The sequence below is a fragment of the Marinobacter sp. LV10MA510-1 genome, from assembly GCF_002563885.1.
Taxonomy (GTDB): domain Bacteria; phylum Pseudomonadota; class Gammaproteobacteria; order Pseudomonadales; family Oleiphilaceae; genus Marinobacter.
Genome location: NZ_PDJA01000001.1, coordinates 239,156 through 250,899, shown reverse-complemented (window position 1 = coordinate 250,899; position 11,744 = coordinate 239,156). Strand labels below are relative to the sequence as shown.

The 11,744-nt window shown below is 54.6% G+C and carries 10 protein-coding genes; 3 read left to right on the top strand and 7 right to left on the bottom strand.

The features are described from left to right. Positions 1–25: 25 nt before the first annotated feature. From pqqA to pedF, 5 genes are all read right to left on the bottom strand, one after another. Positions 26–97: a pyrroloquinoline quinone precursor peptide PqqA gene (pqqA, locus tag ATI45_RS01170; protein ID WP_007153157.1), complete on the bottom strand. Its 72-nt coding sequence runs from the start codon at positions 95–97 to the stop codon at positions 26–28. A 305-nt stretch (positions 98–402) separates the two neighbouring features. Further along, positions 403–1,923 (bottom strand): aldehyde dehydrogenase family protein, encoded by a 1,521-nt coding sequence (locus ATI45_RS01165; protein ID WP_098417923.1) that lies wholly within the window; start codon positions 1,921–1,923, stop codon positions 403–405. Positions 1,924–2,115: 192 nt separating this feature from the next. Next, positions 2,116–3,891, bottom strand: a complete 1,776-nt coding sequence (locus ATI45_RS01160) for a PQQ-dependent methanol/ethanol family dehydrogenase (RefSeq protein WP_098417922.1) — start codon at positions 3,889–3,891, stop codon at positions 2,116–2,118. Positions 3,892–4,103: 212 nt separating this feature from the next. Then, positions 4,104–5,060, bottom strand: a complete 957-nt coding sequence (locus tag ATI45_RS01155; protein ID WP_098417921.1) for a substrate-binding periplasmic protein — start codon at positions 5,058–5,060, stop codon at positions 4,104–4,106. Between the two features lie 77 nt (positions 5,061–5,137). Continuing rightward, complete coding sequence (gene pedF / locus ATI45_RS01150; protein WP_098417920.1) at positions 5,138–5,566, bottom strand: cytochrome c-550 PedF; 429 nt, start codon at positions 5,564–5,566, stop codon at positions 5,138–5,140. Positions 5,567–5,962: 396 nt separating this feature from the next. On the opposite strand from pedF, the gene ATI45_RS01145 reads away from it, so the two are divergent. Together ATI45_RS01145 and ATI45_RS01140 are read left to right on the top strand one after the other, a co-directional pair. Continuing rightward, positions 5,963–7,780, top strand: coding sequence for a methanol/ethanol family PQQ-dependent dehydrogenase (locus ATI45_RS01145; protein ID WP_228706275.1), 1,818 nt, complete (start codon positions 5,963–5,965; stop codon positions 7,778–7,780). A 69-nt stretch (positions 7,781–7,849) separates the two neighbouring features. Further along, positions 7,850–8,488, top strand: a complete 639-nt coding sequence (locus ATI45_RS01140) for a pentapeptide repeat-containing protein (protein WP_098417918.1) — start codon at positions 7,850–7,852, stop codon at positions 8,486–8,488. 2 nt (positions 8,489–8,490) lie between these two features. On the opposite strand, the gene ATI45_RS01135 is transcribed toward ATI45_RS01140, so the two are convergent. Together ATI45_RS01135 and ATI45_RS01130 are read right to left on the bottom strand one after the other, a co-directional pair. Continuing rightward, entirely contained in the window at positions 8,491–9,147 is a 657-nt protein-coding gene (locus tag ATI45_RS01135; protein WP_098417917.1) for a response regulator transcription factor, read from the bottom strand. Then, the gene (locus ATI45_RS01130) at positions 9,144–10,373 is read right to left on the bottom strand and encodes a sensor histidine kinase (RefSeq protein WP_098417916.1); all 1,230 of its coding nucleotides are present in this window, start codon (positions 10,371–10,373) and stop codon (positions 9,144–9,146) included. The genes ATI45_RS01135 and ATI45_RS01130 overlap by 4 nt, the downstream gene beginning before the upstream one ends. Before the next feature lie 164 nt (positions 10,374–10,537). Between ATI45_RS01130 and ATI45_RS01125 the strand changes: the two genes are divergently transcribed. After that, positions 10,538–11,713: an ABC transporter substrate-binding protein gene (locus ATI45_RS01125; RefSeq protein WP_098417915.1), complete on the top strand. Its 1,176-nt coding sequence runs from the start codon at positions 10,538–10,540 to the stop codon at positions 11,711–11,713. Positions 11,714–11,744 lie beyond the last annotated feature (31 nt).

Genomic DNA, 11,744 nt, shown 5'->3' with positions numbered 1-11,744 from the left:
GCCGAGGCGCTGGCTACTTCAGACTTCAGCGGTTGGCGAAGTACATAGTAACTTCGAAACCGATACGCAGATCTTCATAAGCTGGCTTTGTCCACATAATGCATACCTCTTTTATAGTGATTGTTTGCGCATCAAGGGAATATCGGCGCTTTCACCTCTTCCCTAAAACCCATCGTAAAGGTAGCAGCAAATGACCAATATGGTACTTTCGCACTGTTTTTAGGGCACCTTGTGTTGTAAAGGCGGAGCCTCGCCAACATGCCCAAGCACGTTTTAGCGCGGCAAAACAAAAAAGGCCCACGGGGGGCCAAAGAAGAGCAACACATGACTGCCCCTCACAAAGAAAGATCCCCGGCAAACGCCGGGGCAAAAATAACACCCGATCAGTGTGCAAGCCCGGGGCTAGAAAAAGCCCAACGGGTTTACGTCGTAGCTGGTCAGCATGCACTTGGTCTGCTGGTAATGATCCAACGCCAATTTATGGGTTTCGCGACCAATACCGGACTTCTTATAACCACCAAAAGCTGCGTGGGCGGGATACGCGTGGAAGCAGTTCATCCATACCCGGCCGGCCTGAATGTTGCGGCCCATGCGGTAAGCAAGGTTGGTATCACGGGACCAGACACCGGCGCCCAAGCCAAACTGGGTATCGTTGGCGATGGCCAGCGCTTCTTCCTCGGTTTTGAAAGTAGTTACCCCCACAACCGGGCCGAAGATCTCTTCCTGGAACACCCGCATCTTGTTGTCGCCCTTAAACAGCGTGGGCTGGATGTAGAAGCCGTTAGCAAACTCGCCTTCCAGATGCTCGCGGCCGCCGCCGGTGAGCACTTCAGCGCCTTCTTGCTTGCCAATCTCAAGGTATGACAGAATCTTGTCGAATTGTTCTTTGCTGGCCTGGGCGCCCACCTGAACGTCGGTATCCAGCGGGTTACCGCGCTTGATTGCCTTGGTACGGGCAACCACTTTTTCCATAAACTCGTCGTACATGTCTTCCTGCACCAGGGCGCGGGACGGACAGGTACACACTTCACCCTGGTTGAAGAACGCCAAAACCAGGCCTTCAATGCACTTGTCGATGAATTCAGGCTCGGCTTTCATCACATCTGCGAAATAAATGTTTGGCGATTTTCCACCCAGTTCCACCGTGGACGGAATAAGGTTTTCAGCGGCGCATTTCAAAACGTGCGTGCCTACCGGTGTAGAGCCGGTAAAGGCGATTTTAGCAATGCGCTTGCTGGTCGCCAGTGCCTGGCCGGCTTCAATACCGTAACCGTTGACCACGTTAAGCACGCCCGGCGGCAGCAGGTCACCAATCAGTTCCATCAGTATCAGTATGCTCGCGGGCGTTTGCTCCGCCGGCTTTAATACCGTGCAGTTGCCGGCCGCAAGGCATGGGCCCAGCTTCCAGGCTGCCATTAGAATCGGGAAGTTCCAGGGAATGATTTGCCCCACCACACCCAAAGGCTCGTGGAAGTGATAAGCCACGGTGTTATGGTCGATTTCACCCATATGGCCTTCTTGGGCGCGAATACAACCGGCAAAATAACGGAAGTGGTCAGCGGCTAGTGGAATGTCAGCGTTCAGGGTTTCACGAACGGCTTTGCCATTGTCCCAGGTTTCTGCAACCGCCAGCAATTCCAGATTTTCTTCTATACGGTCCGCTATTTTCAACAGGATACGGGAACGTTCCTGCACCGACGTTCGGCCCCAGGCCGGCGCCGCTTTGTGCGCCGCGTCCAGTGCCAGCTCGATGTCTTCGGCTGTAGAACGGGGAATTTCACAAATCACGTTACCGGTAATCGGCGTGATATTATCAAAATACTGCCCTTTTACCGGGGCAACCCACTCGCCTCCAATGTAGTTTTCATAACGCGCTTTGAAAGAAACGACAGAGCCTTCCTTTCCTGGTTGTGCATAGATCATGGTTTCGACCTCTTTTTGTGTTTGTTGCTCGCCAACGTGGGCTTTCGTATTCACCCACCCAATGTAAATACTAAACCTTTATGGTTGAATGATGCGATAGGGGTGAAAAACTCATCCCTTAGTACTAGTCGGCGCCAGCCGGCTGATCATCAAATCCAGCCCTCTGGCGCCTGCTTTCATCGCATTCAGGAATCACTTGCTGGCGACACGATCCTTCGGCAGTTTGAAGGTCCAGACCATACCGCCCTGGTTGAAGTCTTTGACCACCTTAGCCACTTCGCCGCCCCACAACGGAACCGCTCCGCCCCAACCTGACGATACAGAAACGAACTGCTCGCCGTCCATCATCCAGGTCACCGGGGTGCCTACCACGCCTGAGCCGGTGTTGAATTTGTAGAGCTCTTCGCCGGTTTTGGCGTCAAACGCTTTCAAAAAGCCCTCCGGAGTACCGGTGAACACCAGGTTACCAGCGGTAGCCATTACCCCACCCCACAAAGGTGCCGGGTTCTCGTAACGCCACACTTCCTCGCCGGTTTTCGGATCCATAGCCCGCAAAACGCCAATGTAATCGTCATTTGTTGGTTTGATGGTGAAACCTGCGCCCAGATACGCTCCGCCTTTTTTGTAGGATACGGGCTCGTTCCAAATGTCCATTGACCACTCATTTGAGGGTACGTAGAACAGGCCGGTGTCTTGGCTGAACGCCATCGGCATCCAGTTTTTACCACCCAGGAAGGCCGGCTGCGCCAGAACCGTTTCGCCTTTCATGCCGTCGACTGAAGAAGGGTCACCCGGGCGCCCCGTCTCGGCATAAATCGGCCGGCCGGTTTTTGGATCAAGCCCGGTGGCCCAGGTAATTTTGTCCACAAACGGGAAGCCGCGAATGAAGTCGCCATTTTCACGATTCAAAACATAGAAAAAGCCGTTGCGGTCCGCGGTAGCCGCAGCCATCACGGTTTTACCATCTTCTTCGTAGTTGAATGAAATCAGCTCGTTAACACCATCGTAGTCCCAGCCGTCGTGGGGCGTGGTTTGGAAGTGCCACTTGATACTGCCGTCATCTGGATCAATGGCCAGGCGCGAAGAGGAGAACAGGTTATCCCCCGGTCGCAAGTGCGAGTTCCAAGGTGCCGGGTTGCCAGTACCAAAAAATAACGAATCGGTGTCGGAGTCATAAGTGCCGCCCAGCCACGGGGCCGCGCCGCCGTTCTTCCACATGTCGCCGGGCCAGGTTTTCCCTGCTTCGCCACCGGAAATACCGTTTTCAACGGGCTTGCCATCTTTATAGACATAGCCCATATGTCCTTCCACCGTAGGCCGGGTCCAAATCAGGTCGCCGGTTTCCGGATCGTAAGCTTCCACTTTACCCACTACGCCAAACTCACCGCCAGCCACGCCAGTAATCAGTTTTCCTTTCACCACAATCGGGGCAGCGGTGATGGCATAGCCGGCCTGATAATCCGCGACTGTTTTGATCCAAACCGGCTTGCCGGTGTCTTTGTTCAGCGCGACCAGCTTAGCGTCCAGAGTGCCGAAGTAGACTTTATCGCCGTAAAGCGCAACACCTCGGTTGACCACATCACAGCAGGGCATGATGCCATCTGGCAGGCGGGCATCGTATTGCCAGATTTCTAAGCCCGTTCTTGCATCAATCGCATAAACGCGGGAGTAGGAGGCGGTAACGTACATTACGCCATCCTTAATCATTGGCTGGGATTCCTGGCCGCGCATTTTTTCACTGCCAAAAGAAAACGCCCACGCGGGCTGTAAATAGCGGATGTTGTCAGTGTTCAAATCTTCAATGGTGCTGAATCGTTGCCCTTGAGTGCCCATGCCATAGCTGACAATGTCGCCTGGCGTGTTGGCATCGTTCAGAATGTCTTCGTCGGTTACCGCCTGGGCGCCGTAGGAAACGGCCAAAGCCAAGGCGCTGACTGCAATGCGAATGCCGAATCTATTCGATCTCATGGTTGCGCTCTCCGAGTCTCTTGTTATCAGTTTTCGGTGAATCGGGAAGTTTTCCCGCCTCTGTACAGATTCTTCGCTTTACCGGTGTAATCAACAATGATTCCCCGGGCGTGTTTTTCTCATCACTTGGTCGTACTACCCTCACAAAAGAACCCACGTCAAAGGCGTGGGTTTAAACAAAAATTGCGATGGTAGGTCATCTGCAACGGGCGTTAGGGTTTACCCTCGGCCTGCGCAATCGCCTCTTCGCTCAGGAACGCCCGATAATACTGGGGCACGCTGTAGCGCAGGTTAACGTCAGCAAACATCCCTTCCAACTCCCCCGATTTAACGATCTTGCCCACAATCTCTTCAAGGGCATAACCCAGTTGTCGATGTGTGCTTTTGATGGCCATTCCCACATCCCAAACCTGCTTGCCAATACTGGGGAAAGCATTGCCAGCCTGCCTGAACCCGCTGTTTTCGGCTTTCGATAACTCATGATCGATTTCAGCACGCATGCCCATAACGGCGCTGACGTCGCCATCGCGCATGGCACTGAACGCCTCGTGAACATTGGTGTAATGGCGAACCTGACCGCGAAGACGACCGTTCAGGCCAGAGGTCAGATAAAAGTCCGGCAAGGTGTCTATTTCCACGCCAATCGGGTGGTACTGGAACATAGCAATGGTTTCGACGGAGTCCATCTTTTGCGGGTTGTAAGCGATTTGCCAGGTTTCTTGCTGGTAAGGACCAAAAAGCACTACCTGCTCGTTCATGTACTCGCCGGTAGAATCCTGCATGTAGGCGTATTGTTTGTCGTAAGGCACCCGCATCATCACATCGGCCAGACGTTGCTTGGCCAGATAGTGCCCTTTCCACACGTTGTTGCGCAGGTCATCCCCGAGATTCTCATCCGGTACAATCCAATGCACTTTGAATTCCACACCCATAGCAGCAGCAATACGTTTGCCCAGTTCCACGTCTACACCCTGCGGTTCGCCATCCACCAAGTAAGAGTAAGGAGGGAAATTCTGGTACACCCCTACTTTCAGATAACCGGACTCCAGAATGATGTCGTAAGAACGTTCGGCGGGCCGGTTCAACAGCTCGTCACCGTCATTCATTTCCTGAGCCACGCCCGTTTGAAACACCAGCATCATTACCAAACATCGCAACAGCGCTTTCATTGTTTTCTCCCAAACGGCGAAAGGCCGGCACAATGCCAGCCCGGTAACGAACCGAAAATAATTTTGGCCAGCACCATTCACTCAGGCTTTGGCAAGGATTCAACATAGGTTCTGATGGCCCATATCGCGTTTTGATCCAACGTTTTTTTCCAAGACGGCATGCCTCGGTCGGTGCCATTCTGTACCCGGCCCATATAGTACTCATCGTCCCATGCTTCAAGTTCACGCAAATCTGGCGTTAAGCCGCCAGACATTGCCCGAATTCCGTGGCAAGCAGCACAGTTGCCCGCGTAGGCGCTTTCACCAATCTGCACAGCCAGAGCGTTCGCATCACCGTGGGAACCACCCTCACGGAACGGGTTTTCAAGCAGAAGATCGGCGCCTAATACCGGGAGGTTGCCGGTATCTACCGCTTGTGGGGTGACATTGCCGTGCGCCATCGCCAAACCCGCCGTGCCCAGTAAGACGGCCGCTGCCAGTGCTTTGAATGAAAAAGAGATTGCCATGATTCTTACCTCTGTTGATTCCCCGTGCGCTGGCTATTGGATTCATGAGACGCCAGTAACTGCAACCATTGTAAGAAACGTGTCAGCGAATCCGAATGCCACTTTGGAGGTTTCGGCTTAGTTCCTTGGTAGTAGACAGTCAGAGCGAAGGCCAAAGCACGACAACCTCAACAAGTCTGCTGAAACTGACCACTTATCAGCAACAAAGCGGACGTAAGGGCATTTTTCCCGAATTTTTATGGCTTTTTCCTGATTCTTGGGTGGGTTTTGCCGTCGCCGCGAGCGGCGCCTCAGGATAATACTCAGTGGGTCGACAGCAGCAACGAAGACATCACAACAAAAACGTGAGGAATACACATGAACATCACAAGCCAAAAACACCCACTGATCCGCGGAATGGGCCTGGCCCTTCTTCTGAGCTCAACAACCGGACTGGTTGCCACCCAAAGTCACGCTACTGGCGTTACCTGGGAAGACATCGCCAGCGATGCCGAAACCACCCACGACGTATTAGGCTACGGCATTGGCCCAAAGGCCCAGCGTTACAGCCCGATGGACACGTTGAATCGAAAAAACATAGAGCGTCTCGTGCCGGCCTGGTCTTTCTCGTTTGGTGACGAAAAACAGCGCGGACAGGAATCCCAGGCAATCATTCACGAGGGTATTATTTATATAACCGCCTCCTATTCGCGAATTTTCGCCCTGGATGCAAAAACCGGTAAACGCCTGTGGGAATACTCCCACCGCCTGCCTGAAGGCATTCGTCCATGCTGTGATGTAGTAAACCGCGGCGCCGCTATCTATGGCGACAAAGTATTTTTTGGCACGCTGGATGCCGGCGTTGTTGCCCTGAACAAAGACACCGGTAAAGTCGTGTGGCGCGAGAAGTTCGGCGATCACGAAGCCGGCTACACCATGACCGCCGCGCCAACGCTGGTGAAAGACCAGACAACCGGCAAGGTGTTGTTGATTCACGGCTCCTCTGGTGATGAATTCGGCATTGTCGGCAAGCTCTATGCCCGCGATCCGGAAACCGGCAAAGAAGTGTGGATGCGGCCTTTTGTAGAAGGTCACTACGGGCGGCTGAACGGCGAAAAGAGCACGCCCACCGGCGATGCCAGTGCACCCAGTTGGCCTGACGACCCTAGCACCGAAACCGGAAAGGTCGCGGCCTGGAGCCAAGGCGGTGGAGCACCCTGGCAGAGCGCCAGTTTTGATGCTGAAACCAACACCATCATCATTGGCGCCGGTAACCCGGCCCCGTGGAACACCTGGCACCGCACGTCTCCCGGCGGCGATCCGGCCGATTACGACAACCTGTACACCTCGGGCCAGATGGGCGTAGACCCAAGCACCGGTGAAGTGAAGTGGTTCTACCAACATACGCCTAATGATGCCTGGGATTTCTCCGGCAACAACGAACTGGTTCTGTTTGAATACACCGAAGACGGAGAAACGGTAAAAGCCACAGGCCACGCGGACCGCAACGGCTTCTTCTATGTGGTCGATCGAGCCAACGGCGAATTTAAAAAGGGCTTCCCGTTTGTCGACAACATCACCTGGGCCTCACACATCGGCGAGGATGGCCGCCCGGTGGAAAATAAAAACCAACGCCCACCGCCGGTAAAGGATGGCGAAACCCGCGGCGAATCCATTGAAGTGTCGCCGCCCTTCCTGGGTGGCAAGAACTGGAACCCGATGGCTTACAGCCCAGACACTGGCTTGTTTTACATTCCGGCTAACCACTGGAAAGAAGACTATTGGACTGAGGAAGTCACCTACAACAAAGGCGCTGCGTACCTGGGCCAGGGCTTCCGTATCAAGCGCATGTACGACGATCACGTCGGTATCTTGCGCGCTATGGACCCGGTCACTGGCGAGATTGAGTGGGAACACAAAGAAAATATGCCACTGTGGGGCGGTGTGCTCACCACCAAAGGCGGGCTGGTGTTTACCGGCACCGGCGATGGCTATCTGAAAGCGTTCAACTCGGAAAATGGCGAAGTGCTTTGGCAGTTCCAGACCGGCTCTGGAATTATTTCATCGCCTATCACTTGGGAAATGGACGGCGAACAATACGTTGGTGTGGCTTCCGGTTACGGCGGTGCTGTTCCCTTGTGGGGCGGCGATATGGCCGAGCTGACCAAGCCTATATCCCAGGGCGGTTCGTTCTGGGTGTTCAAACTTCCCTCATGGGCACAGGCTTCGCGATAAGTTATCAGCCATTTGGGCCGGGTGTTTGCACTAGGCCCAAATCAATCCCTTTATTGTGGAGTCTGCCTCATGAAACCGTTTATCAGCGCTTCGCTTTTATTACTCACAGCACCGGTAATAGCCGGCGATTACATGGCGGGTGAAGACCAATCGCCGGTTATTAACGGCTGCGTACTGGAACCCCAAACACAATGCGTTGACGCAAATCTTCAAGGCGCCGATCTGTCGAACATGGACCTGCGCGGTGCCAATTTTAAAGGTGCCGACCTGAGCGGCGCCAATCTTAACCACACCAGCCTGCGTGCTGCGAACCTGGATAGTGCCAACCTTGACAACATTACGGGTTACCGGCTGCAGGCTTACCGGGCCAGCATGCGCGGTGCAAAAGTGCGAAACGCCAAACTCCAAGGCATGCAAGGCGAATATCTGTTTGCACAGGGCACAGACTTTAGCGGATCAGACCTGACCGGCGCCAATTTTGACTTTTCACGATTTGCCGGGGCCAAACTGCAAGGCAGCAACCTGTCTTTTAGCAGTTTTGAAATTGCCTGGTTGCCTAAAGCTGATTTTCAGGGTGCCAATTTGCGCGGTGCCAACCTACAGGAAGCAAAACTTGGCCTGGCCAACCTGACCGACAGCCGCATTCATTACGCTACCTTCGAGGGCACTTATATGGAGGGATGCACGGGCTGTCCGTTTGACTGGTAAAATCATTGACTTTGGCCAGCACCCCGCTGGCCATAGCGCACCAGGCCAGCGTCTACAGCCAGGTGAATCAGCTCCACAGAGGAGTTGACTTGTAGCTTGTTTTTCAGCAACGCCAAATGATTAGACACTGTTTTACTACTGATACAAAGCCGTTCAGCGATGCCCGCAATATTCTCGCCGCGGGCATACATCAGCAGCACCTCCATTTCCCGCTGGGTCATGTCTTTCAAGCGGTGATCCACAGGTCGCTCACGATTCATCGCCAAACGCGTGGCAATGGGGTGCTCAATATAAGGCTGACCCGCCGCCACCCGTTTGACCGCTTCGGCTAACTCCTCCGGCGCACAGCTTTTCGATACAAAACCCATGCCGCCCACATCCAACGCCTGGCGCACCATGGGCAGCTCATCGTGCATGGTAAAAAACAGAATAGCGGCACCGCGCCAACGCTGGCGAATGCGCCGCGCTACTTCAAGCCCGGAAATATCCGGCAGCCCCATATCCAGCAGCAGTACATCTGGCTGACATTGCCCATATTGACTCACCGCCTCCTGCCCGGTTTCCAGCTCGGTAATGGCAATGCCGGAAATCATCGAACGCAGCAGGTTCGCAATGCCCTGGCGAACCACCTGATGGTCATCTACAATCATCAGCTTCATAACATGCCTCCCGTGGCACAGGGTAAATTCAACGGCACTGTCAGTTGTATGCGTGTGCCCTCGCCTACCCGGCTCAGAAACTCTGCGCGACCGCCCATGCAGCGCGCCCGCTCGCGCATAGAGCGCAAACCAAGTCCGGCTTTTTCAGGAAAATTGTCGGCGCCCGCGCCGTTATCACACAGCTCAATGTGCAGCTCATCCGCATTTTGCTTGACCGCCAGAGTAGCTCGGGTTGCGTTGGCGTGACGCGATACGTTGTTTAGGGCTTCCTGTAAGAATCGATACAGGTGCGTTTGTTGTTCGCCGGACAGTTCTGCCAGTTGTTCATCCATGGTCAGCTGGCAGTCCAACCCGCTCAGGTGCTGCCACTGCTCGGCCAGGTGCTGAATAGCGCCCGCCAAGCCCAGCTGTTCCATCACCAGCGGGTGTAAATCCTGCAGTAAATGACGAAAGTGCTGTTGCACGGTTTCACAGTGCCCGGCCAGATCCCGCGCCTGCTGTTTCTGGCGCTCATTCAGTTCCGGATCATAAACCCAGCTTCTGGCCTGGGCACGAATACCCGTCAGGTACTGGCCAAGGTCATCGTGTAACACTCTGGCAATATGCTCACGTTCCCTGTCCTGCAGTTGCAACAACTCATTGAGCAGGCGGCTAACGGTTTTTTGCTCGTTTTCGAGCGCCGAAACCATCTGATTAAAGCGCTGCGCCAAAGTGTCCAGCTCGACAATACGCTGGCCAGGCAAACGCGACGCCAGGCAACCGTCGGCAACGGACGCCATGGCACCGGCCAGATTAGTCAACGGCCGCAGCCCCTGTTTTACCATCCAGAACAGCGCCAGGAAACATAGAAGCATACCCACAGTGTAAGAGGCGGATATCAACACAAAGCCTTCCCACACTTCTTCCACTTCGTCAGCCGGATCTATGCGCCAACCATTAACCACAGCATAAGCGCGGTCGCCGGTAACCGCATTGGCAAACCAGCGAGGTACTTCGTGGTCGACAGCCAACTCCGGGCCCTTAGCAGGGCGCATGTGGCGAAGACTTTGTACCACTTCTGGATGCACGTTTTCCGCTGCGCCCAGCGTTTTCGCAAGGCCGGATACCGCCGCCAACTCTCGCTCAATATCAAAGCGGGCCTGCTGCACATACAACACGCCACCCATGACATAAATAATCGTAAACAGCGTCAGCATCAGCAATGAAACTCTTCGGAAAGCCGTCATTGTTATTGTCCGCCTCAGGGCGTGGAAAGAACTTTCTACTATGCTAAACAGGCTGCCTGAGAGCGGAATAGTCCTTTAGTACTGGCAGTTTCCTACTTTCTGAATATTCCCGGGACTTTTACCCTTCACTAAGCTGGTTACACAATAAAAATCCGGAGAGCCTCATGTTTCGATCTGCATCCCTGACCGCCACGTTTCTATTGATCACCCTGGCTGCGATGCCTTCCGTTGCGGCAGACACTGTGGATGTAAAAGTCGGCTACGTGCAGTGGACGCCAGACTCAGGTCCAGTTCTGTCAAACGTGCTTCCCGAGCCAGCGGACGCTGGCCTGCGGGGTGCCGAACTTGCTATGGCTGACAACAGCACCACCGGAAAATTCATGGGCCATCGCTATGAACTGGCCACTCACGTGGCGGATTCGGAACAGGCCGCCATTCTTGCGTTTGAAAATCTCCAGCAAGAAGGTGTGCAATTGTTTGTGGTCAACGCACCCGCCAGCACACTGACCGCCATTATGGACAAAGCCGCGTCCGATACATTGGTGTTCAACGCAGGAGCTGCAGATGATGCACTGCGCACCAGCGAGTGCCACAACAACCTGCTGCACACCATTCCCAGCTACGCCATGCTGACAGATGCCCTTAGTCAATGGCTGCAAATGCGGCGCTGGAACGAGGTGTTCCTGATCACCGGCCCCACCGAGGCCGATGTGGCCTGGGCCAACGCCTTTCGCCGCTCAGCCAAGCGCTTTGGCATAGACATTATTGAAGACAAACCCTGGACCTTCGACGCCGATTTGCGCCGCACAGCCTCCAAAGAATTACCGCTGTTCACCCAGGCCAGAGAGTACGATGCGGTGGTGGTGGCCGACGTGCGCGGTGATTTTGGCGAGTACGTGCCGTTTAACACCTGGCTGCCAAGGCCGGTGGTAGGCACCCAAGGCATGTCGCCCGTAGCCTGGCACCGGGTGGTTGAAAGCTGGGGTGCGGCGCAATTGCAAAGCCGTTTTCAAGAATTGGCGGGCCGCGATATGAACAGCGCCGATTACGCAGTCTGGGCCGCCGTGCGCTCTGTGGGCACCGCCGTTACCCAGATCGGCCAGGCCGACGCCAGCAGCGTTCGCCAGCTTATCTTCAGTGACCGCTTTCAATTGGCGGCTTTTAAAGGCCGGAAGCTGAACTATCGTCAGTGGAATGGTCAGCTACGCCAGCCGATTCCGCTGGTGCACCCACGGGGGCTGGTGGCAACCGCACCGTTTGAAGGCTTTATTCACCCGCTAACAGAAATGGATACTCTCGGCTTTGATGAGCCGGAAAGCACGTGTCGTATTAACGGCTGATCGCCTGAGCGCTCGCCATTCAGAATAAAGA

Bases quoted from the DNA above. Each gene is read 5' to 3' on its own strand.
- ATI45_RS01160 (WP_098417922.1), bottom strand. From the start codon at position 3,891: ATGAGATCGAATAGATTCGGCATTCGCATTGCAGTCAGCGCCTTGGCT.
- ATI45_RS01165 (WP_098417923.1), bottom strand. From the start codon at position 1,923: ATGATCTATGCACAACCAGGAAAGGAAGGCTCTGTCGTTTCTTTCAAA.
- ATI45_RS01130 (WP_098417916.1), bottom strand. From the start codon at position 10,373: ATGACGGCTTTCCGAAGAGTTTCATTGCTGATGCTGACGCTGTTTACG.
- ATI45_RS01155 (WP_098417921.1), bottom strand. From the start codon at position 5,060: ATGAAAGCGCTGTTGCGATGTTTGGTAATGATGCTGGTGTTTCAAACG.
- ATI45_RS01140 (WP_098417918.1), top strand. From the start codon at position 7,850: ATGAAACCGTTTATCAGCGCTTCGCTTTTATTACTCACAGCACCGGTA.
- ATI45_RS01145 (WP_228706275.1), top strand. From the start codon at position 5,963: ATGGGCCTGGCCCTTCTTCTGAGCTCAACAACCGGACTGGTTGCCACC.
- ATI45_RS01125 (WP_098417915.1), top strand. From the start codon at position 10,538: ATGTTTCGATCTGCATCCCTGACCGCCACGTTTCTATTGATCACCCTG.
- pedF (WP_098417920.1), bottom strand. From the start codon at position 5,566: ATGGCAATCTCTTTTTCATTCAAAGCACTGGCAGCGGCCGTCTTACTG.
- ATI45_RS01135 (WP_098417917.1), bottom strand. From the start codon at position 9,147: ATGAAGCTGATGATTGTAGATGACCATCAGGTGGTTCGCCAGGGCATT.